The 21,383-nt window shown below is 74.7% G+C and carries 20 protein-coding genes; 9 read left to right on the top strand and 11 right to left on the bottom strand.

Annotated elements, in window-relative coordinates; genetic code table 11:
* Positions 1–201 precede the first annotated feature (201 nt).
* The 5 genes from CLV28_RS06520 to CLV28_RS06500 are packed head-to-tail and all read left to right on the top strand — an operon-like array spanning position 202 to position 7,351.
* Positions 202–1,701 (top strand): cytochrome ubiquinol oxidase subunit I, encoded by a 1,500-nt coding sequence (locus CLV28_RS06520; RefSeq protein WP_100422526.1) that lies wholly within the window; start codon positions 202–204, stop codon positions 1,699–1,701.
* A 22-nt stretch (positions 1,702–1,723) separates the two neighbouring features.
* Positions 1,724–2,860, top strand: a complete 1,137-nt coding sequence (gene cydB / locus CLV28_RS06515; protein ID WP_100422525.1) for a cytochrome d ubiquinol oxidase subunit II — start codon at positions 1,724–1,726, stop codon at positions 2,858–2,860.
* On the top strand, positions 2,857–4,674 hold the full coding sequence (gene cydD, locus CLV28_RS06510; protein ID WP_100422524.1) for a thiol reductant ABC exporter subunit CydD: 1,818 nt from the start codon (positions 2,857–2,859) through the stop codon (positions 4,672–4,674). The genes cydB and cydD overlap by 4 nt, the downstream gene beginning before the upstream one ends.
* Positions 4,671–6,416: a thiol reductant ABC exporter subunit CydC gene (gene cydC, locus CLV28_RS06505; RefSeq protein WP_275405097.1), complete on the top strand. Its 1,746-nt coding sequence runs from the start codon at positions 4,671–4,673 to the stop codon at positions 6,414–6,416. The genes cydD and cydC overlap by 4 nt, the downstream gene beginning before the upstream one ends.
* Positions 6,413–7,351: an NAD(P)-dependent oxidoreductase gene (locus tag CLV28_RS06500; RefSeq protein WP_100422523.1), complete on the top strand. Its 939-nt coding sequence runs from the start codon at positions 6,413–6,415 to the stop codon at positions 7,349–7,351. The genes cydC and CLV28_RS06500 overlap by 4 nt, the downstream gene beginning before the upstream one ends.
* Positions 7,352–7,360: 9 nt before the next feature.
* On the opposite strand, the gene mutM is transcribed toward CLV28_RS06500, so the two are convergent.
* The 9 genes from mutM to CLV28_RS06455 all read right to left on the bottom strand — a co-directional run bounded on the left by mutM (position 7,361) and on the right by CLV28_RS06455 (position 15,947).
* The gene (mutM, locus tag CLV28_RS06495; protein ID WP_100422522.1) at positions 7,361–8,275 is read right to left on the bottom strand and encodes a bifunctional DNA-formamidopyrimidine glycosylase/DNA-(apurinic or apyrimidinic site) lyase; all 915 of its coding nucleotides are present in this window, start codon (positions 8,273–8,275) and stop codon (positions 7,361–7,363) included.
* Between the two features lie 3 nt (positions 8,276–8,278).
* Entirely contained in the window at positions 8,279–9,043 is a 765-nt protein-coding gene (rnc, locus tag CLV28_RS06490) for a ribonuclease III (protein ID WP_100422521.1), read from the bottom strand.
* 5 nt (positions 9,044–9,048) lie between these two features.
* Positions 9,049–9,243, bottom strand: coding sequence for a 50S ribosomal protein L32 (gene rpmF, locus CLV28_RS06485; RefSeq protein WP_100422520.1), 195 nt, complete (start codon positions 9,241–9,243; stop codon positions 9,049–9,051).
* A gap of 2 nt (positions 9,244–9,245) precedes the next feature.
* Complete coding sequence (locus CLV28_RS06480) at positions 9,246–9,833, bottom strand: YceD family protein (protein ID WP_100422519.1); 588 nt, start codon at positions 9,831–9,833, stop codon at positions 9,246–9,248.
* A 143-nt stretch (positions 9,834–9,976) separates the two neighbouring features.
* Positions 9,977–10,516: a F0F1 ATP synthase subunit B gene (locus CLV28_RS06475; RefSeq protein ID WP_100422518.1), complete on the bottom strand. Its 540-nt coding sequence runs from the start codon at positions 10,514–10,516 to the stop codon at positions 9,977–9,979.
* Positions 10,513–11,025 carry a pantetheine-phosphate adenylyltransferase gene (gene coaD / locus CLV28_RS06470; RefSeq protein ID WP_100422517.1) on the bottom strand — a complete coding sequence of 171 codons (513 nt, stop codon included), beginning with the start codon at positions 11,023–11,025 and terminating at the stop codon, positions 10,513–10,515. Before coaD ends, CLV28_RS06475 begins: the two co-directional genes overlap by 4 nt.
* Before the next feature lie 4 nt (positions 11,026–11,029).
* Complete coding sequence (gene rsmD, locus CLV28_RS06465) at positions 11,030–11,656, bottom strand: 16S rRNA (guanine(966)-N(2))-methyltransferase RsmD (RefSeq protein WP_100422516.1); 627 nt, start codon at positions 11,654–11,656, stop codon at positions 11,030–11,032.
* A gap of 47 nt (positions 11,657–11,703) precedes the next feature.
* Positions 11,704–13,950 carry an ATP-dependent DNA helicase RecG gene (locus CLV28_RS06460; RefSeq protein WP_100422515.1) on the bottom strand — a complete coding sequence of 749 codons (2,247 nt, stop codon included), beginning with the start codon at positions 13,948–13,950 and terminating at the stop codon, positions 11,704–11,706.
* Positions 13,947–15,947, bottom strand: coding sequence for a DAK2 domain-containing protein (locus tag CLV28_RS06455; RefSeq protein ID WP_170062635.1), 2,001 nt, complete (start codon positions 15,945–15,947; stop codon positions 13,947–13,949). Before CLV28_RS06455 ends, CLV28_RS06460 begins: the two co-directional genes overlap by 4 nt.
* 340 nt (positions 15,948–16,287) lie before the next feature.
* Between CLV28_RS06455 and rpmB the strand changes: the two genes are divergently transcribed.
* Together rpmB and CLV28_RS06445 are read left to right on the top strand one after the other, a co-directional pair.
* On the top strand, positions 16,288–16,479 hold the full coding sequence (rpmB, locus tag CLV28_RS06450; protein WP_100422513.1) for a 50S ribosomal protein L28: 192 nt from the start codon (positions 16,288–16,290) through the stop codon (positions 16,477–16,479).
* A 181-nt stretch (positions 16,480–16,660) separates the two neighbouring features.
* Entirely contained in the window at positions 16,661–17,179 is a 519-nt protein-coding gene (locus CLV28_RS06445) for a GNAT family N-acetyltransferase (protein WP_100422512.1), read from the top strand.
* A 66-nt stretch (positions 17,180–17,245) separates the two neighbouring features.
* Here the strand turns inward: CLV28_RS06445 and CLV28_RS06440 are convergent, their stop codons facing one another.
* Positions 17,246–18,292, bottom strand: a complete 1,047-nt coding sequence (locus tag CLV28_RS06440; protein ID WP_239073375.1) for a thiamine-phosphate kinase — start codon at positions 18,290–18,292, stop codon at positions 17,246–17,248.
* Between the two features lie 119 nt (positions 18,293–18,411).
* Here CLV28_RS06440 and CLV28_RS06435 point away from each other — a divergent pair, with 119 nt between their 5' ends.
* Positions 18,412–18,978, top strand: a complete 567-nt coding sequence (locus tag CLV28_RS06435; RefSeq protein ID WP_239073374.1) for a DUF3515 family protein — start codon at positions 18,412–18,414, stop codon at positions 18,976–18,978.
* Positions 18,979–19,035: 57 nt separating this feature from the next.
* Here CLV28_RS06435 and CLV28_RS06430 read toward each other — a convergent pair whose 3' ends face one another.
* Positions 19,036–20,166: a D-alanine--D-alanine ligase family protein gene (locus CLV28_RS06430; RefSeq protein WP_100422509.1), complete on the bottom strand. Its 1,131-nt coding sequence runs from the start codon at positions 20,164–20,166 to the stop codon at positions 19,036–19,038.
* A 40-nt stretch (positions 20,167–20,206) separates the two neighbouring features.
* On the opposite strand from CLV28_RS06430, the gene CLV28_RS06425 reads away from it, so the two are divergent.
* Positions 20,207–21,367: a trans-sulfuration enzyme family protein gene (locus CLV28_RS06425; RefSeq protein WP_100422508.1), complete on the top strand. Its 1,161-nt coding sequence runs from the start codon at positions 20,207–20,209 to the stop codon at positions 21,365–21,367.
* The last annotated feature ends 16 nt before the right edge of the window (positions 21,368–21,383 follow it).

The following is a 21,383-nucleotide window of genomic DNA, read 5'->3' as shown; positions in this document are numbered from 1 at the left end:
ATCGCACAAGGGGTCCCACGGGCCCGACCGACACGCATCCACACCACCCCGCCCTCCGGCGTCCGACACCGACGGCGAACGCTTGTGAACATGTTCACAATACATCCACGGATGCCGTTTTCCGCCCGGTACGCGGTGGCCGACCAGGCAGAGTGGCCCTAGGTTCAGAACCAGGCACGCGCCTCGACCCAGGGAGCAACCGTGGACGCACTCGACCTCGCGAGATGGCAGTTCGGGATCACCACCGTCTACCACTTCATCTTCGTGCCGCTCACGATCGGGCTCGCCCCGCTCGTGGCGATCATGCAGACGGCGTGGGTACGAACGGGGAACGAACGGTGGCTGCGGCTGACCAAGTTCTTCGGCAAGCTGCTGCTCATCAACTTCGCCATCGGCGTCGCCACGGGCATCGTGCAGGAGTTCCAGTTCGGGATGAACTGGTCCGAGTACTCGCGCTTCGTCGGCGACGTGTTCGGCGCCCCGCTCGCGATGGAGGCGCTCGCCGCGTTCTTCGTCGAGTCCACGTTCCTGGGCCTGTGGATCTTCGGCTGGGACAAGCTGAGCAAGAAGGTGCACCTCGCGTGCATTTGGGCGGTGGCCGTCTCGGTCAACCTGTCGGCGTTCTTCATCCTCGCCGCGAACTCCTGGATGCAGCACCCCGTCGGCACCGAGTACAACGCCGAGAAGGGCCGCGCCGAGCTCGTCGACATCTGGGCCGTGCTGACCAACAACACGTTGCTCGCCGCGTTCCCCCACACCGTGACCGCGGCCTACCTGACTGCCGGGACGTTCGTGACCGCGATCTGCGCGTGGTGGATGGTGCGCCTGGTGCGCACCCGCCGCCCCGAGAACGTCGAGCTCGCCCGCGACGTCTACCGCCCGGGCCTCGTGCTCGGCGTGATCGCGATGCTCGTCGCCGGGATCGGCGTCGGCATCTCGGGCGACGTCCAGGGCAAGATCATGTACCAGCAGCAGCCGGGCAAGATGTCGTCCGCCGAGTCGCTGTGCGAGGGCGAGGAGGGCGCCGGCTTCTCTCTCCTGACGATCGGCGACCTGACCAACTCGTGCGAGGGCGTGAGCCACGAGCTCAAGATCCCCTACCTCGCGAGCTACCTCGGCACCGGGCACTTCACGGGCCCCGAGAGCTACCTGCCGGGCGTCAACGACGTCCAGGAGGACTTCACCGAGCGGTACGGCGACGTCGACGCCAACGGCGACCCCGTCGAGTACACGCCCAACCTCTTCGTCGCGTACTGGAGCTTCCGGCTCATGATCGGCCTCGCGGTGTTCTCCGCGGCGCTCGCCCTCACGGCCCTGTGGGTCACGCGCAAGGGCCGGGTGACCGACGCGCGCTGGTTCTCGCGCCTGGCCCTGGTCGCGATCCCCATGCCGTTCCTCGCCGCCTCCTTCGGCTGGATCTTCACCGAGATGGGCCGCCAGCCGTGGGTCGTCGCGCCCAACCCGACGGGCATCGACGAGATCCGGCTGCTCACCGAGCGGGGCGTGTCGACCGCCGTGAGTCCCGGCATGGTGCTCGCCTCGATGATCCTGTTCACGCTGCTGTACGCGGTGCTCGCGGTGATCTGGTTCCGCCTCATGCACCGCTACGCGGTCGAGGGTGTGCCCGCCGTCGTGCACGACGAGTCGCCCGAGGCGCGCGACGACGACGACGCCGACCGACCCCTGTCCTTCGCGTACTGACGCGGGCTGAGGAGACATCATCATGGATCTCGCGATTCTCTGGTTCGTGCTCATCGCCGTCCTGTGGACGGGCTACCTCGTGCTCGAGGGCTTCGACTTCGGCGTCGGCATGCTGCTGCCCGTGCTCGGTCGCAAGGACAAGGAACGCCGCGTCCTGATCAACACGATCGGCCCGGTCTGGGACGGCAACGAGGTCTGGCTGCTGACCGCCGGCGGCGCGACCTTCGCCGCGTTCCCCGAGTGGTACGCGACCCTCTTCTCCGGCTTCTACATCCCGCTGCTGCTGATCCTGCTCGCGCTGATCGTGCGCGTCGTCGCGTTCGAGTGGCGCGGCAAGATCGCCGACCCGGCCTGGGCGCGTCGCGCCGACCTCGCGATCATCGTCGGGTCCTGGATCCCGTCGGTGCTGTGGGGCGTCGCGTTCGCCAACCTCGTGCGCGGCGTCGAGCTCGACGCCGACCACCAGTTCACGGGCGGGTTCTTCTCTCTCCTGAGCCCGTTCGCCCTGCTCGGCGGCCTCGTGACCCTGAGCCTGTTCCTGCTGCACGGCGCGGTGTTCCTCGCGCTCAAGACCGACGGCCCGATCCGCGCCGAAGCCCGCCGCCTCGCCGGCTACTTCTCGGTCGCGGCGATCGTGCTCGCGGGCGGCTGGGCCGTGTGGGCGCAGATCGCCTACTCGGTCGGCTGGACCTGGATCGCCGTCGTGGTCGCGGCGGTGTGCCTCGTCGGTGTGCTCGCGGCCAACGCGCGCGGCGCCGAGGGCTGGGCGTTCGGCCTGTCGGCCGGTGCGATCGTGGCGGCCGTCGTGCTGATCTTCGGCTCGATGTACCCCGACGTGATGCCCGCGACCGACCCGGCGAACTCCCTCACGATCGAGGGGGCCTCGTCGAGCGACTACACGCTCACGGTCATGACCTGGGTCGCGCTGATCCTCGTGCCCGTCGTGCTCCTGTACCAGGGCTGGACCTACTGGGTGTTCCGCCGCCGCATCTCGACCGAGCACATCCCCGAGCCCATCGGCCTGTCCTGGGAGAAGGTCCGCTCGGCCGCGTTCGGCAGCGGTTCGCGCGGTGCCGCCGCGCACCTCGACCTCACGGTGGCGGACGACGACACCGCGGCCGCGTCGTCCGGCCGCGGGGGCGGGGCCGAGCGGGAGTGAGACCGCTCGACCCGAGACTCCTGCGGCACGCCCGCGCCGCCCGCGGGTACGTCGTCCTCACGGCGGTGCTCGGCCTGCTCGTCGCCTGCCTCGTGATCGCCCAGGCCCTGCTGATCGCCCGGGTGCTCGCGCCCGCGATCGACGGCTCCCTGACCGACTGGCGCTCGGGCGCGGCGGGCACGCTCGCGCTGCTGTGCGGCGTCGTCGCCCTGCGCGCGCTAGCCGCGTGGGCGCAGGAACGCTTCGCGGTGCGTGCGGCCGCCCGGACGGTCGCCGAGCTGCGCGAGGGCGTCGTCGCGCACGCGACCGCGCTCGGTCCGCGCTGGCTCGCGGGCGGCCGCGGACCCGAGGTCACGACGCTCGCCACGCGCGGGCTCGACGCCCTCGAGCCGTACCTCGTGCGCTACCTGCCCCAGCTCCTGCTCGCCGCGACCGTCACGCCGCTGACGCTGCTCGTGGTGCTCGACCTCGACTGGGTCTCGGCGCTCGTGATCGTCTGCACGATCCCCCTGGTCCCGCTGTTCATGGTGCTCGTGGGTCAGCTCACCGCGGGGACCGCCGAGAGGCGCCTCGCGGTCGTGCAACGGCTCGGGTCCCAGGTGCTCGACCTGCTCGTCGGGCTGCCGACGCTCCGGGCGTTCGGTCGCGAGCACGGCCCGCAGCAGCGCGTGCGCGCACTCGGCGACGCGAGCCGCCGCGCGACCATGGGCACCCTGCGCGTCGCGTTCCTCTCGGGCATGGTGCTCGAGCTGCTCACGACGCTCTCGGTCGCGATCGTCGCCGTCGGGGTCGGTCTGCGGCTCGTGCGCGGCGAGGGCATCGACCTCGAGTCCGCGCTCGTGGTGCTGATCCTCGCGCCCGAGGTCTACCTGCCCCTGCGTCAGGTCGGGATGCACTTCCACGCCTCGACCGACGGCCTCGCCGCCGCGCAGCAGGCGTTCGAGATCCTCGAGACGCCGCTGCCCGCGCGCGGGACCCGCCGCTCCCCCGGGCTGCGCGGCGCGACCGTGACGTTCGACGACGTGAGCGTGCGGGCCGGCGACCGCGACCTCGACGCGCCGTCCGGGCTCGGGCTCACGGTCCGGGTCGGCACAGGGGTGCCCGGGACAGGGAGCGTCGTCGTGCTGACGGGCCCCTCGGGCGCGGGCAAGACGACCGCGTCGCTCGTGCTGCTCGGCCTGCTATGCCCCGACGCGGGGCGCGTGCTCGTGCGCCCCGCCGAGGACCTGCCCGCAGAAGATCTGCCCGCCGACGGGCAGGATCCCGCGGCCCCGCCGAGCGACGGCACGCAGATCGACCTCGCGGAGATCGACCTCGCGGAGATCGACCCGGACACGTGGTGGCCCCAGGTCACATGGGTCTCCCAGCGACCGACCCTCGCCCCCGGCACGCTGCGCGACGCCGTCACGGACGGACGCGACGTCGACGCCGCCCTGCTCGACGCCGCGGCCCGCGCGACCGGGCTCGACGAGGTCGTCGATCGGCTCACGGCCGGATGGTCGACCCCCGTGGGTCGCAACGGCGTGGGTCTGAGCGTGGGGCAGCGCCAGCGCGCCGCGCTCGCCGCCGCACTCCTGGACGACCCGGCGCGGGTGCCGCTCGTCGTGCTCGACGAGCCGACCGCGCACCTCGACGCCCGTGGCGAGCAGGCCGTGCTCGACACGGTGCGCGCGATGCGGGACCAGGGCCGCACCGTCGTCGTCGTCGCGCACCGGGCGTCGCTCGTCGCGCTCGCCGACGAGGTCGTCACCGTGCGTTCCGCACCCGTGGCGTCGCCCGGCCGTGCGCCTGATCCTGCGGAGGTGAGCGCGTGAGCGCGACCACCACGCCCACGTCCCGGGCCGCGGCCCCGGCCCGCCCCGAAGCCCCTCTGCGGCAGGCCGTGCGCATGCTCGAGGTGCGCCCCGGCCGCGTCGTGGTCGCGGTGCTGTGGGGGACGCTCGCGCTCGGCTGCGCGGTCGGGCTCGCGGCCGTCGCCGCGTGGCTCATCGCGCGCGCCTCCCAGATGCCGCCCGTGCTCACGCTCTCCGTCGCGGTCGTCTCGGTGCGCGCGTTCGGCATCGGGCGCGGCGTCGCCCGGTACGTCGAGCGCCTCGCGTCGCACGACGTGGCCCTGCGCGGCATGACGGCGCTGCGCACCAACCTGTACACCCGGCTCGCCGACGGCACGGGCGAGGCCCTCGCCCGGGTGCGGCGCGGCGACCTGCTGGCCCGCGTGGGCGCGGACGTCGACGCCGTGGGCGACGTCGTCGTGCGCGCGATCATCCCCGCCGGCGTCGCGGCCTGCGTGTCGCTGCTCGCGGTCGGGATCGTCGGCGCGCTGCTGCCGGCGGCCGGCGTCGCGCTCGCCGTGTGCCTCGTCCTCGCCGGGGTGCTCGCCCCGTGGCTCTCGGCCCGCGCGTCCCGTACGACCGAGGCCGACACGGCCCACGCCCGTGCCGAGATGGCGTCGCGCACGCTCGAGGCGGTCGAGGGTGCGGGAGCGCTGCAGGTCTCCGGCGCGCTCCCGGCCCGGCTCGAGGCCCTGCGCGCGACCGACCGCGACCTCGCGGCCGCGACCGACGCCGGGGCGCGCACGTCGGCCCTGGCGGCCGCGATCCAGGCGGGGGCCGTCGGGCTCGCGGTCGTCGCCTCGCTGCTGCTCGGCGTCCCCGCGGTCGCGGCCGGGACCCTCTCGGCGACCGCGCTGGCCGTCGTCGTCCTGACGCCGCTCGCGGCGTTCGAGGGCGTCGCGGCCCTGCCCGCCGCGGCCGTCCAGATGGAACGATCACGCCGCGCCGCCGCGCGGATCGTCGCGCTGCTCGACCCGCGGGCCGATCACGAGACGGCCGACGGCGCGACGCCCGCGCCGACGCACGAGCTCCGTGCCTCCCGCCTCACCGTGGGCTGGGACGTCGCGTGCCTGCGGGACGTCGACCTCGTCGTCCGCCCCGGACGCGCGCTCGCGCTCGTCGGCCCCTCGGGCGTCGGCAAGACGACGCTGCTCCTGTCCCTCGCGGGGCTCGTCCCCCCGCTCGCCGGCGAGGTGGACGACGTGGCCGGCGACGTCGTCCTCGTCGCGGAGGACGGGCACGTGTTCGAGACGACCGTGCTCGAGAACCTCCGGGTCGCCCGGGGCGACGTGACCGCGGACGACGCGACCGCCGTCCTCGCCCAGGTCGGGCTGGGCGGGTGGCTGGCCGGGCTCCCGGACGGGGTCGAGACCATGCTCGGCCCGGACGCGGCCACCGTCTCGGGCGGTGAGCGCCGGCGCCTGCTCGTCGCGCGGGCGCTGCTGTCGAGAGCGACGTACCTGCTGGTCGACGAGCCGGCCGAGCACCTCGACGCCGGGACCGCCGATGACCTGGTGCGCACGCTGCTCGCGGCGGCGCACGAGCACGACCGCGGGGTCGTCGTCGCGACGCACCGGCTCGCGGCGCTCGGGGACGCCGACGAGGTCGTCGTGCTCGGCCCCGGGCCCGGGCCCGCCGCGGTCGTGACCGCCCGCGGACGACACGACGAGCTGCTGACCGACGCGACGTACGCGTGGGCGGCCGCCCAGGAGGAGCACCGATGAAGATCCTCGTCCCCGCGACCCTCGCGCCCGACCTGCAGGCCCGGCCCGACGACGTCGTCGTCCCGTACGACGGTGACGCGCCGATCGCGGACGAGCACACCGACGCCGACGTGCTCGTGGTGTGGGCCGCTCCCCCGCCGTTCCTCCAGGACGCGGCGCAGCGGCTCGGGGCGCTGCGCCTCGTGCAGACGCTCGCGGCCGGTCCGGACGCCGTGCTCGCGGCCGGGTTCGCGCCGTCCGTGACCGTCGCGAACGGCCGCGGGCTGCACGACGGGCCGGTCGCGGAGCACACGCTCGCCCTGCTGCTGGCCGCCGTGCGCCGCCTCGACCGGCTCGGTGCGGCGCAGCGCGAGCACCGCTGGGACTCGGCGCTCGGGCACGAGCAGGCCGGCCCCGACGCGCCGCACTACACGCTCGACGGTGCCCGCGTGACGGTGTGGGGCTTCGGGTCGATCGCGGCGCGGCTCGCGCCCGTGCTCGCGCTCCTGGGCGCCGAGGTCACGGGCGTCGCGCGCAGCGCAGGCGCGCGGGACGGGGTCCGTGTGGTCACCGAGACCGACCTCCCGGCGCTGCTGCCCGCGACCGACGTGCTGATCTCGCTGCTGCCCGCGACGCCCCGGACCCGTCACGCGCTCGACGCCGCACGGCTCGCCCTGCTGCCCGCGCACGCGGTGCTCGTCAACGTGGGCCGCGGGTCGACCGTCGACGAGGCCGCGCTCGTGGACGCCCTGCGCGCGGGCCGGCTGGGCGCGGCCGCCCTCGACGTGACCGACACCGAGCCGCTGCGCGACGGGTCGCCACTGTGGGACGCCCCGCGCACGATCATCACCCCGCACGTCGCGGGCGGGCGGCCCCAGGGTGCGTCGGCTCTCGTCGAGGCGCAGGTCGAGGCGCTGCACGCCGGGACGCCGCTGCGGAACGTCGTCGAACGCTGAGCAGATCGACTACCAGCGCCCCGCGCGGGGCCGCGGCTGGCACACGGGGCACGTGAACGACGAGCGGTTCATGAACGCGTCGCGCCGCACGGGCGCACCGCAGCGCGGGCACGGCTCGCCCTCCTGCCCGTACACCGCGAGCGAGCGCGAGAAGTACCCCGAGCTGCCGTTGACGTTGACGTACAGCGCGTCGAAGCTCGTCCCGCCCTGCACGAGCGACTCGCGCACGACGTCCTCGGCGACGTCGAGCAAACGGACGGCCTCGGCCTGCCGCAGGCGGTCGGTCGCGCGCGCGAAGTGCAGACCCGCCCGCCACAGGGCCTCGTCGGCGTAGATGTTCCCCACGCCCGAGACGAGGGTCTGGTCGAGCAGCGCACGCTTGACGCCCGTGCGCCGCCGCCGCATCGCCCGCGCCACCTCGGTGCGATCGTGCGCGGGGTCGAGCAGGTCCCGCGCGATGTGCGCGACAGGCTCGGGCACCACGGCCCGGTGCGACCCGAGGCCGCCGGGCGCGCCGTCCGCGGCGGGCACGAGGTCCCGGACCGCGAGGTGCCCGAACGTGCGCTGGTCGACGAAGTCGAGCACCAGGCCGTCGAGGTGCATGCGCACGCGCAGGTGCGGGTGCGGCGTCTCCGGGCCCGAGCGCACGAGGAGCTGGCCCGACATGCCCAGGTGCGCGACGAGCGCGGCGGCGGGCTCGGACGAGCCGGCGTCGGGTTCGCCGAGCTCGAGCCAGAGGAACTTCCCTCGTCGGACGGCGGCGTCGAGGCGCCGTCCGACGAGCTGGGCCACGAGCCCCGCGGGACCGCCGTCCTGCCCGCGCACCGAGTAGTCGCGCAGCACCTCGACGTGCGTGACCGTGCGGCCGAGCACGTGCCGTGCGAGACCGTCGCGGACGGTCTCGACCTCGGGAAGCTCAGGCACCCCTCAGGCGCCCGAGGCGTCGGACGGCGCTGTGCCCGCCGTCCCGTCGTCCGCGGCCGACCCGTCGCTGGGTCGCACGGGCAACGGGCGCTTGGCGAGCACGGCGTAGGCCTGCGCGGCGGCGGCCTGCTCGGCGTGCTTCTTGGCCGTGCCCGTGCCGGTGCCGTAGACGGTGCCGTCGAGCAGGATGCGCGCCGTGAAGCGGCGCTGGTGGTCCGGGCCCTCGGCGTCGATCTCGTAGCTCGGGGCGCCGAGCCCGTGCGCCGACGACGCCTCCTGGAGCGACGTCTTCCAGTCGAGGCCTGCGCCGAGGTCGGCCGCGGTGTCGAGCGTCGAGGCGACCAGGCGCAGCACGAGCGCGCGCGCGACCTCGAGCCCGTGGCTCAGGTAGACCGCACCGAGCAGCGCCTCGACCGTGTCGGACAGGATCGAGTCCTTGTCATAGCCCGCGGTGCGCCGCTCGCCCTTGCCGAGCAGCACGAAGCTGCCCAGGTCGAGCTCGCGCGCGACCGCGGCGAGCGACCGCTGCGAGACGGTCGCCGAGCGCATGCGCGCGAGGTCGCCCTCGGAGTTGTCGGGGTGGCGGCGGTAGAGCTCCTCGGTCACGACGAGCCCGAGCACGGTGTCACCCAGGAACTCGAGCCGCTCGTTCGTGGGGATCCCGCCGGCCTCGTGCGCGAACGACCGGTGCGTGAGCGCGAGCACGAGAAGCTCGGGGTCCAGAGGGACCCCGAGCTTCTCGAGAAGACCGGTCGCAGCCGGCGTCACGGGACTCAGCCCGCGTGCTCGGCGCGCAGCGCCTCGGCGTACTGGCGACCCTTGTAGGTGCCGCACGTGGGGCACGCAGCGTGCGACAGCTTGTTGCCCTTGCACTGGGGGCACGTAGCGAGGGTCGCGGCGGACGTCTTCCACTGCGAACGACGCGCACGGGTGTTGCTGCGCGACATCTTGCGCTTCGGAACAGCCACGGCTAGCTCTCTTTCGTCTCGTCGGACACGTTCGACGGTTCGAACATGCTCTGAAGTGTCGACCACCGGGGGTCGACCAGGTCGTGCGAGTGCTCCGGGTCGTCCGCCAGCCGCGCTCCGCACTCGGAGCACAGACCGGGGCAGTCCGGCGTGCACAACGGTTGGAATGGTAGTCCACCGACCACGACATCCCGAAGCGCGGGCTCCAGGTCGGCGAGATCACCTTCCAGCTCGTAGAGGTCCTCGTCCTCGTCCCCCGACTCCTCGGCCGCGTTCGCCCGCTCGTCGTAGACGAACATCTCCTGGAGCTCGACCTCGAGGTCGACCTCCACGGCGTCCAGGCACCGCACGCACTCGCCCACGGCCTTCGCCGAGGCCGTCCCGGAGACCAGGACACCCTCCATGACGGCCTCGAGGCGCAGGTCCAGGTCGACGTCCGAGCCTTCGGGGATGCCGATGACGGCGGTCCCGAGGTCGGCCGGCGCCGCCACGGTGCGCTGGACAGCACGCATCGATCCCGGGCGTCGACCGAGCTCGTGCGTGTCCAGCACGAGTGGCGACCGGGGGTCGAGGGTCTGGTGGCGCTCCACGGCGAAAGTCCAAGCGTGAGAGGTGGGTTGGGAGTCCGACGCCGACGGCCCGGGCTCGCCCGGAGGGAGAGCACGGTGGACCGAGAGCAGGACCAACGGTCAATCCTACGCCATCGTGACGGCGCGGACGAACGAGAGAACGGTCACACGTGGCCGGACGTCCCGCCGGGCGAGCCGTCCCCGGACCGGTCGCCCGAACGCCCGGCGAGCCGGTCCGCGAGCTTGGCACGCCCTGCCTGGACCTGCACGAGCGCCTTGCCGAGGTCGACCTCGAGGTCGGCGAGCCGACCGTCGCAGTAGTCGTCCGCGTCGGCGCGCAGCGCGCCCGCGGTGCGCTCGGCCTGCGCGACGATCTCCCGCGCCCGGGCCTGCGCCTGCGCGACGACCTGCTCGGACTGCACGAGCTCGATCGCCCGGGCGCGGGCCGTCGTGAGGATCTCCTCGGCCGAGCGACGCGCGTCGGCGAGCACCGACTCGGCCTCGGCGAGCGCCTCGTCGGCCTGCGCGAGCTGCTCGGGCAGCGCGTCGCGCAGCTCGTCGAGCAGCGTCATCGCCTCGCCGCGGTGCACGAGCACCGACGCCGACATCGGCATCGTGCGCGCGGTCTCGACGAGGCGCACGAGGTCGTCGACCACGGCCTGGATCTGCGGGGCCACGTGCTCGCCTGCTGGCTGCTCGGTCATCGTGCGTCCTTCCCGTTCTCGTCCGCCGTCGGGGCGAGCGCGGCACGCACCGCGTCGCCGACCCCGGGCGGCACCATGTCGTCGATCGCTCCCCCGTACCGCGCGACGTCCTTGACGAGCGACGACGCGACGTGGCCGAGGGCCGGGTCCGCCGCGACGAAGACCGTCTCGACACCCCCGAGGTGGCGGTTCATGAGGGCCATCGGCAGCTCCGCGTCGAGGTCGCCGCCGCCCCGCAGCCCCTTGACCACGAGCGTCGCGCCGAGCTCGCGGCACAGGTCGACCAGGAGGCCGGGGAACGCGACCACGCGCACGTCCTCGAGCCCGGCGTCGTCGAGCGCGCCGCGCACGAGCGCGACCCGCTGCTCGGGCGTCAGCAGCGCGGACTTCCCGGCGTTCGTGCCTACCGCGACCACGACGTCGTCCGCGATCGCGCGGGCGCGGCGCACCACGTCGAGGTGGCCGAGCGTGAACGGGTCGAACGATCCGGGGCAGACTGCGGTGGTCACGCCGTCACGCTAGTACACCGGCGGCGTCCGACCCGTCGGCCTCGCCGTCGACGTCCGACCTCTCGTCGGACGACGCGGGGCCGGCGAACGCGTAGTGCACCGTGGTCTCGCCGTAGACCTTGGACGTGTCGGGCTCCCAGCCCTCGGGCCACGCGGGCGCAGGGCTGCGGCGCGCCCGCTCGACCACGACGAGCGTGTCCGAGGTCACGGCCCGCGTGCTCGCGAGCTGCCCCAGGAGCGCGTCGACGGTCGTGTCGCGCACGTCGTAGGGCGGGTCGAGGAACACCAGGCCCCACGGCTGCACCGGGGGCGAGGCGACGAACCGCTCGGCCTTGTCGTGCACCACCGCGACCCCGTGGGCGCCGAGCGACCGGGCGTTGCGGCGCCCCATCTCGACCGCCGAGCGCGCCGCGTCGACGAGCGTCGCGTGCGAGGCGCCGCGGCTCACGGCCTCGAGCCCCAGCGCGCCCGAGCCCGAGTAGAGGTCGAGCACGCGCGCGCCGCGCAGCACCCCGTGGTGCTCGAGGCGCGAGAAGACCGCCTCGCGCACCCGGTCGCTCGTCGGTCGTGTGCCGCGCGGCGGCACCTGGAGCGTGCGGCCGCCGAACTCCCCACCCACGATGCGCGTCATGGGACGAGCCTATCGAGCACGGCAGGGCGACCCGGACCGCCGACGCCTCACGTGCGGTCGAGGAACTCCTCGCGCTCGGGGTCCAGGCGCTCCGCGATCGCCGCGGCCAGCACGGGGCTGCCCCGCAGGTCCGGGTCCGCCGCGACGACCGGGGCCGCGGCCTCGCGCGCCTCGGCGATCACGTCGGCGTCCTTGACGACCCGCAGCAGCCGCAGCGAGCTCGACCGGCCCGACTGCGACGCGCCGAGCACGTCGCCCTCGCTGCGCAGCTCGAGGTCGACCTGCGCGAGCCGGAACCCGTCGGTCGTCTCGGCCATGGTCTCCACGCGCGCGGCAGCCGGCGTGCCCGGCTCGGCCGTCGACACGAGCAGGCACAACCCCGGGGCGGTGCCGCGGCCCACGCGACCGCGCAGCTGGTGCAGCTGGGACAGGCCGAAGCGGTCGGAGTCGAACACGACCATGACGGTCGCCTCCGGGACGTTCACGCCGACCTCGACGACGGTCGTCGCGACGAGCACGGGCGCGCGGCCGTCCGCGAACGCCGCCATCGCGGCGTCCTTCTCCGCGGGCGGCATCTGGCCGTGCAGCACGCCGACCTCGATGCCCGCGAGCGCCGGCTGGGCCCGGACCTGCTCGGCGGTCTCGAGCACCGCGCGCAGGGGCTCGCGCTCGCCCGCGCCGTCGGGCTCGAGGGTGTCGAGCAGGTCGGGCAGGTCGTACGCGTCGGGGTCGGCCCCTCGCGCCGCGGGCTCGTCGGGGTGGATGCGGGGGCAGACGACGTAGGCCCGGTGACCGGCGTCGACCTCCTCGCGCACGCGCGCCCAGATGCGGGCGTTCCACTGCTCGTTGCCCGCGGGCACGACGACGGTCGTCACAGGAGAGCGTCCTGCGGGGACCTCGCTGAGCACCGAGGTCTCGAGGTCGCCGAACACGGTCATCGCGACCGTGCGCGGGATGGGCGTCGCGGTCATGACGAGCAGGTGCGGTGTCGTGCGGGCCTTGGCGCGCAGGGCGTCGCGCTGCTCGACGCCGAACCGGTGCTGCTCGTCGACGACGACGAGGCCGAGGTCGGCGAACTGGACGTGCTCGCCCAGGAGCGCGTGCGTGCCCACGACGATGCCCGCGGTGCCGCTCGCGGCGTCGAGCAGCGCCTGCTTGCGCGCCGCCGCGCCGAGTGACCCGGTCAGGAGCGTGACCCGGGTGCCGTGCTCGGCGCCGCCGAGCCGACCGGCGTGCGCGAGCGGTCCGAGCATGTCCTCGAGCGACCGCGCGTGCTGCGCGGCGAGCACCTCGGTCGGTGCGAGGAGCGCGGCCTGCCCGCCCGCGTCGACGACCTGGAGCATCGCGCGCAGCGCGACGACGGTCTTGCCCGAGCCGACCTCGCCCTGCAGCAGCCGCTGCATGGGCCGCGCACGGGCGAGCTCGGTCGCGATCTCGTCGCCCACGTACTGCTGGCCGCGGGTCAGGGTGAACGGCAGCGCGGCGTCGAAGTCCGCGAGCACGCTCGGCACCCCGGCGGCGGGGCGCGGACGTGCGGTGGCCTCCTGGGCCGCCGCGCGGGCCCGGCGCTGCGCGAGCGCCGCCTGGAGCACGAACGCCTCCTCAAACCGCAGGCGTTCGCGTCCGCGCCGCCACTGGGCCTCGTCGTACGGCTCGTGGACGTCGCGCAGCGCCGCGAGCCGCGTGCCGTAGCCGCGCTGGGCCGAGACGCCCGGCGGCAGCGGGTCGGGCACGTCGTCCTCGGTCAGCGGGTCGAGCACCGTGCGCACGGCCCGCTGGATGCGCCAGCTCGGTGCCTTGGCCGACGCGGGGTAGATCGGGATGGGCCGGCTCGCCTCGACGAGAGCCGACTCCTCGTCGTCCGCGTCGACGCCCACGATCAGGTAGTCCGGGTGGGTGAGCTGCCGCTCGCCCCGGTACGCACCCACGACACCGGTGAACAGACCCATGCGCCCGGGCCGCAGACGGTCCTCGTGGTGGCGCAGCACGCCGGCACGCTTGGCGAAGAACGTCAGGGAGAGGTCGTGGCGACCGTCGGTCACGACGGCCTGGAGCATTGCTCCCCCGCGCGAGCGCATCTGCCGCACCGTCGCACGCGCGACGCGCGCGACGACGGTCACGTGCTCGCCGAGCGCGAGACGGGCGAGGTCGCTGACCGTGCCGGGGTCGCCGTAGCGGCGCGGGTAGTGGCCCACGAGCGCCCCGACCGTCTCGAGGCCCATCGCGGCGAGCGGCGCGGCGGAGCGCGCGCCGAGCACCTGGGTCAGCGGCTCCCGCAGGCGGTCGGTGCTCATGCGGCGTGCCCGGTCGTCTCGGCGCCGAGCTCGAGGCGCGCGTCAGGTTCCCCGGTCGGGACGGCCACGAGCTCGCCGCCCGTGTGCCGGACGGCGTCCGCGAGCGCCGCGAGCACGGGCGAGGGCACGGCCGCGCCGTGGAGCACCGTCACGACCTCTGCCCCGCGGACGACGGTCACGACCTCGGCGGGCAGCACGGTGCCGTGCTCGGCCGCGTCCCAGGTCACGACGCGGACGCCCGCCACGACGGCGGCGAGGGCCGCGGCGTCGCAGCCGTCGACGGCCCACGCCGCGGTGGCGACCAGGGCCTGGACCTGCGACTGCGCGGCGACGAGGTCGACGCCGAGGCCCGTCGACGCGGCGACGTCGGCCAGCGCCACGGCGATCGGCGCGGCCTCGACCTGACCGATCGCGACCGAGCCGACCGCGACCGGGCCGACGACGACGCTCACGCGCTCGGTCCCCGCGTCGACCACCGCACGACTCATGTCGCCCGGTGTCGGGCCCGTGGAGAGCAGCACCACCGCGCCCGCGCGAGCAAGCACGTCGGCCAACCCCGCGGAGTCGACCACCACGACCAGCCCGGCGCCGCCCGTCGGGACGTCGGCGTGCACGGCGCGCACGCAGCACTGGCGCACCTCACCCCGCACGAGCTCCGCGACGTCCCGCGCGACGGCGACCGCACCCGCGACGTCGTCGGTGTGCACGTGCGCCTGCCACAGACCGTCCCCGCGCGTGACCCCCACGGAGTCGCCCACGGCTGCGAGCCCCTCACGCAGGGGGTCTCCCGCGCCCCGGGTCCCGGGCCGCGCCTCGACGACGAACATGACCTCGATCCCTCCTCCGGCACCACCGTGGTGCGCGGCGTCCTCCCGGGCGGAGCCGGCCCGCGAGGCGACGTCGTCCTCACGGGTACCGCTGTCGTCCCCACCGCTGTGACCACCCAGGAGGTGTCCGCCGCCCATGGTCTCGGCCACCACCGACACGTCGGTCGGGACGCCCGTCACGCTGCCCGTCGAGGTGTGGGTCGGGGTGTGGGTCGGGTGGCCGGCCAGAGGGTCGGTCGGGTGGCCGGCCAGAGGGTCGTTCAGGGCGTCGGTCGGGGTGTCGTTCAGGGCGTCGGTCGGGGCGTCGGTCGGGGTGCGGCGGGCGGTGTCCGGCGCGACGGTCTCGTGCAGCGCGTCTAGCACGACCGCGAGCCCGAGCGCACCCGCGTCCCGCACACCCGCGGCGCGCAGGACCTCGAGCTCCTGCGTGCTGCGCGTCGCCGCGTCGCGTGCGCCGCTCGCCGCCGCGAGGACGACGTCGGCCAGGTTGGCGTCGACCGCATCTGCGTCGACCACATCTGCCGCGGCGTCGGCCGCACCCCCGTCGACCACACCAGCGGCGACCACATCTGCCGCCGCGTCGGCCGCCGCGTCGGCGGCGGTGAGGATCGTGCCCGGTGCCGGGGTGCCGACGGCGGTCCGCGCGGACGTCGCCGCCGCGCGCAGCATCCGGGCGAGGACCGTACCGGTGATCGGTCCCTCGGGCGCCGTGCTCAGGCCTTGGAGCCACGCCGCGAGGATCAGGCCGGAGTTGCCGCGCGCGCCGAGCAGCGCGCCGTGGGCGAGCCGCGCGAGGAGGACCTGCGCGGACGCGTCGGCGTCGAACGGCTCGGCGGGCCCCGTGCCCGAGCGCGCTCGAGCGGCGCCGGCTGCAAGGCTCAGCGCCTCCTGGCCCTGCACGAACGTCCGCCAGAGGTTCGTGCCGGTGTCCGCGTCGGCGACGGGGAACACGTTGAGGGCGTCGAGCGCCGGTCGGCTCTCGCGCAGCCGACGCACGGCGCACGCGGCCCACGCAGTGACGACGGCATTTGTGACGACGGCGCTTGCTACCAGTGCGCCCGACGCGACAGAACCCGTCACCTGCGAGCCCGTCACGAGCGAGCCGGCGCCGTCCGTGCTCGACGGGCCATCGCTCGGCCGGCCATCGCTCGCCGCACGTTCGGCATGCACGCGTCCGGCCTGCGCGCCTCCAGTCCGCGCGCCTCCAGCCCGTACTGCGTCGGACCGCACGGCGTCGCTCCCCCGGTGCTGCATCCGCATCTCCCACCTGCGCGCCCGCGCACCCGTCTCGTCGTCCCGCGCGCACCCTATGATGGGTACGCACGGTCGGCCTCTCGTGCCGCCCAACCTAGTGCGATGCACGGCACGTTCGAGGCGACTTGAGCGTAGGTGCCTTCATCGGCTAGTCTGTGCAGGTTGCCTGGGCTGTACCGGGCGATCCCCCAAGACCATTTGACGAACGTCGTCGCTGCTCGCGCTGCGACACGTGCATTGACGATCAGGAGTAACCGTGGCTGCCAACTGCGACGTCTGCGGCAAGGGCCCGAGCTTCGGGCACAGCATCTCGCACTCGCACATCCGCACGAAGCGCCGCTGGAACCCGAACATCCAGCGCGTGCGCGCGGTGGTTGCCGGCGCCCCGAAGCGTGTCAACGTGTGCACCTCGTGCCTCAAGGCCGGCAAGGTGACGCGTCAGGCGTGAGCCTTCCGCTCGCGAACGAGCCCGTCGGGATCCGTCCCGGCGGGCTTTTTCATGCCCGCACCCGCGCATCCCTCGTGATCGGGCGGGAGCCCGGCGCCCGGGGCGCCGCGCGGGAAGGATTTTCACAAGGATTCACCGACCATCTCTTGGCCTGCGCTCCGCACAGTGGCAGGATCTGGTCATGACGCCTGGATACGACGACGTAGCGATCCGCCCCGCAACCATCGACGACGCCCCCGCCCTCGCGGCCGTGCACGTGGCGTCCTGGAAGCGTGCTTATGCCGGGATCGTCGCCGACGAGTACCTCGCGTCGCTCGACGTGACCGAACGGGCCCGTGCCCTCGAGACGGTGCTGTCGGACGAGACCCCCAGCGTGACCTGGGTCGCGCTCGGTGACGCACGCACGCTCGGCTTCGCCACGATCGGCCCGAGCAGGGACGAGGACGCCGAGCCGGGCGACCAGGAGATCTACTCGATCTACCTCGACCCCGAGGCCTGGGGGCGGGGCGTGGCCCGTGACCTCATGCGCTCGCTCCTGCGCGACGTCAGCCCGCGCACGACCGTCTCCCTGTGGATCCTCGCCGACAACGAGCGCGCGCAGCACTTCTACCGCCGCCACGGGTTCGCCCCGGACGGCGTCGAGAAGCGTGAGGACATCGGCGGCCAGGACCTCACGCAGGTGCGCTTCCGTCGCAGCTGAGGCCGCGGGGCCAGCACCGCCGGAGGTGTGCCCTCGCGGTGCTGGCTGTCAGCGCGACGTCGACGGTCAGCGCGACGAGCCGCCGAAGTGGTCCCAGCCGGTCCCGGCCACTGCGGGCGCCGACCCGTTCACGGTCACCCGGGGTGCGCCGTCCGAGGCCAGGACCGTCCCCACGACGCGGAAACCCTCCGGCAGGACGGCGTCGGGCCCGAACGTCGCGAGCAGCCCGTGGTCCTCGCCGCCCGTGAGGATCCACTCGTCGACCAGGGCTCGTACCGGGCCCGAGCGAAGGTCGCGTGCCGCGCCGACGAGCGCTGCGGCGTCCGCGGCGAAGGACGCGAGGTCGAGGTCGATGCGGACGTCGCTCGCCCGGGCGACGCGGCCCGCGTCGCGCAGGAGGCCGTCGGAGACGTCGAGCATCGACGTCGCACCCGCCAAGGCTGCCGCGACCCCGGCGCCCAGGGGCGGGTCGGGGCGCAGGTAGGCCGCGGTCAACGGGTCCTGCTCGGCGGCCGGCAGCGCACAGCTCGCCCGGCCCGCGGTCGCGAGCGCGAGGCCGGCCGCCGACCACCCCCGGCGCCCCGCGTGCGCGACGACGTCTCCGGGTCGTGCGCCCGCACGCGTCACCGGGTCACGGCCGTCGAGGTCGCCGTGCACCGTCACCGCGACCACGACCTGCTCGGCGCCCGAGAGGTCCCCGCCGACGACCGCGGCCCCCACCGGCTCGCACGCCGCCGCGAGTCCGCGCGCCAGACCCGTGACGAACGCGACCGGGAGGTCGGAGGGGACGACGAGCGAGACCACGAGGGACGTGGGGGTCGCGCCCATGGCCGCGACGTCCGCGAGGTTCTGGACCGCGGCCCGCCACCCGACGTCGTACCCGGTGGACCACGCGCGCCGGAAGTGCCGGTCCTCGACCAGCACGTCGGTCGAGACCACGAAGCGGGCGTCCGGGGCCGCGACGACCGCCGCGTCGTCGCCCGGCCCGAGGAGCGTCGCGGCCCCGGCGGGCAGCAGGGGGAAGATCGCCGCGAGGATGGCCTCCTCGCCCACCTCCCCCACGGTTGCGTCCGGGCGGACTTCGGAGCGGGGGTCGGGTCCGGCGGAGGTCACGGCGAAACTGTAGTCGGCATCATCGGTCCGAGCGGCACGTCGGGTCGGGCACGTCGGGTCGGATGACTCCCGGCGGACCGGGGTTCGGTTCCGCGCGGCCGGACCGCTACCGTGGGGGCGTGCACGCAGCAGCCACCTCACGCCCCCGCGCCACCCCGGGCCCTCGCGCCGGCCGACGCACCCGTGCCGCGCTCGTCGCCGTCGCGGGTTCCGCGCTCCTGGCGGCCTGCACCCCGACCATCGGGGTGCCCGTCGCCGAGCACGCGACCGAGCCGATCTGCGCCGAGGTGATCCTCGCGATGCCCGACGTCGTCGGCGGCATGGAGAAGACCCGCACCAACGCGCAGGCGACGACCGCCTGGGGCGAGCCTGGCGCGGCCGTGACCGCACGCTGCGGCGTCGAGGCCCCCGAGCCGACGGCCGAGGCCCCCTGCCTGAGCGTGCCGAGCGACGCCGGGACGGTCGACTGGCTCGCGGCGCCGGACGACGAGGGGACGTGGACGTTCGTGACCTACGGGCGCGACCCCGCGGTCGAGATCAAGGTCCCGCCGACCGTGACCGACGACCAGTCCGCGTCGTTCGTCGCCGACCTCAACCGCGCCGTCCAGCGCGTCCCGCAGACCAGCTCGTGCGTCGGCCTCGGCGACGTGCCGACGCCCGACGAGACCGGGGCGGCGACCTCCTGACCCTGCGGGCCGGCGACGTCCTGGGGCGGCCTGCCGGCCCCCCCCGGGGAACGACCGTCAGCGCAGGCCCGTGGGGCGCGCGAGCGCGAGGCCCACGAGCTCGTCGATGAGCGCGGGGTAGGCGATGCCTGACCGCTCCCACATGCGCGGGTACATCGAGAACGGCGTGAAGCCGGGCATGGTGTTGATCTCGTTGACGATCACGCGGTGGTCGGGGGTCACGAACACGTCGACGCGCGACAGGCCCTCCGCCTCGACCGCCTCGAAGGTGCGCACCGCGACGTCCTGGACCTCGCGGATCACGTCCTCGGGGAGCTCGGCGGGGCACGAGAGCTCGACCCCCGCCTCGTCGAGGTACTTCGCCTCGAAGTCGTAGAACGCGTGCTCGCGCGACGTGACGACGATCTCGCCGGGCAGCGACGCGCGCGCCCGCTCTCCCGCACGCCCGCCGAGCACCGCACACTCGATCTCGCGGCCGACGATCCCGGCCTCGATGACGAGCTTGGGGTCGTGCTCGTGCGCCGCGGCGATCGCGGCGGGGAGGTCCGCGAGGTCGTCGACCTTGCTGATGCCGAGGCTCGAGCCGGCGCGCGCCGGCTTGACGAACACGGGCAGGCCGAGCGCCGCGACGCGCGCCGTGACCTCGGCCGGGTCGCGCTCGAACTGTCCGGGACGCACCACGGTGTACGGGCCGACGGCGAGGTCGTGGCCCGCGAGGACGAGCTTCATGAAGTGCTTGTCCATGCCGATCGCAGACGCGAGCACCCCGGGCCCGACGTAGCGCAGGTCCGCGAGCTCGAGCATGCCCTGGAGCGTGCCGTCCTCGCCGAACGGGCCGTGCAGCACCGGGAAGACGACGTCGATCTCGCCGAGCTCGCGCGGCACCTGGTGCGGGTCCAGGACCCGCAGCACCGCGTCGCCGTCCGCGAACGGCAGCACGACCTCGCCCCCCACGGCCTCGACCTCGGGCAGCCGCCCGTCGTCGAGCTTCCACTGGTCGGGGTCGTCGGCGACGAGCACCCACCGCCCGTCGCGGGCGATGCCCACGGGCAGCACGTCGTACTTCTCGCGGTCGATCGCGCGCAGCACCCCCGCCGCGGTGACGCAGGAGATCGGGTGCTCGCCGGAGCGACCGCCGAACAGGACGAGGACGCGCGGCTTGCGCTCGGGCGTGGGCTGGCTGGACATCGCGCAGAACCCTACCCGACCCCGCCGTACCCTGGTTCGCATGAGCGCACCGCACGACCAGCCCTCCGTCCCGCCCCGCGCGCTGTCGCCGCAGACCGTCGCGGTCGCCGCGGGCCGCCCCGCGCGCGTCCAGGGCGGCCCGGTGAACCCGCCCGTGGTGCTGTCCTCGACCTACGTCTCGCAAGGCGTCCAGCAGCCCGGCGAGCTGCTCTACACGCGCATGGACACCGAGACGTGGCACCCCTTCGAGGAGGCGCTCGCCGCGCTCGAGGGCGCCCGGCAGCCCGGCGTGGTCTTCTCCTCCGGCATGGCCGCGATCGCCGCGGTGCTCTCGTTCGTCCCCGCGGGCGGCACCGTCGTCGTGCCCCGCCACGCGTACCAGGTGACGCTCGGGTTCGTGGACGACCTCACGGCACGCACCGGAGTCACGGTGCGCCGGGTCGACGTCGCCGAGACCGACCAGGTGGTCGCGGCCCTCGACGGTGCGGACGTGGTGCTGCTCGAGTCCCCCACCAACCCGATGCTCGAGGTCGCGGACCTCCCGGTGCTGCTCGCCGCGGCCCGTGAGCGGGGCGTGCTGAGCGTCGTCGACAACACCTTCGCGACGCCGCTGGGCCAGCAGCCCCTCGCGCACGGCGCCGACCTCGTGGTGCACTCCGTGACCAAGTACCTCGCGGGGCACTCCGACGTCGTCCTGGGCGCGGTCGTGACCGACGACGCCGACCTCGCCGCCCGCGTGCGCGCGTACCGGACCCTGCACGGCGCGATCGCCGGCCCGTGGGAGGTGTGGCTCGCGCTGCGCGGGATGCGCACCCTGGCCCTGCGCGTCGAACGCTCGCAGGCCACCGCGGCCGAGCTCGCGCGGCGGCTCGCCGAGCACCCCGACGTCGTCGAGGTGCGGCACCCGTCGCTGCCGCAGGACCCCGGGCACGAGCGCGCGACGCGGCTCATGGACGGCTACGGCTCGGTGCTCGGCCTGCGCCCACGAGGCGGTGCCGCGGGCGCGGACGCCGTCGTCGCGGCCCTGGAGCTGTGGGTGCCCGCGACCAGCCTCGGCGGCGTCGAGTCGTGCCTCGAGCGTCGCCGCCGGTTCGCGACCGAGTCACGGACCGTCCCCGAGGACCTGCTGCGCATGAGCGTCGGCATCGAGGACGTCGAGGACCTCTGGGCCGACCTCGACCAGGCGCTGCGGTCGCTCTGACGCCGTCTGGCCGGTC

Origin of the sequence: Sediminihabitans luteus, assembly GCF_002797595.1 — a bacterium.
In the GTDB taxonomy this organism is placed as follows: Bacteria; Actinomycetota; Actinomycetes; order Actinomycetales; family Cellulomonadaceae; genus Paraoerskovia; species Paraoerskovia lutea.
Note: the sequence above shows the minus strand (reverse complement) of the source record. Positions and strands in the feature narration are given on the sequence as shown.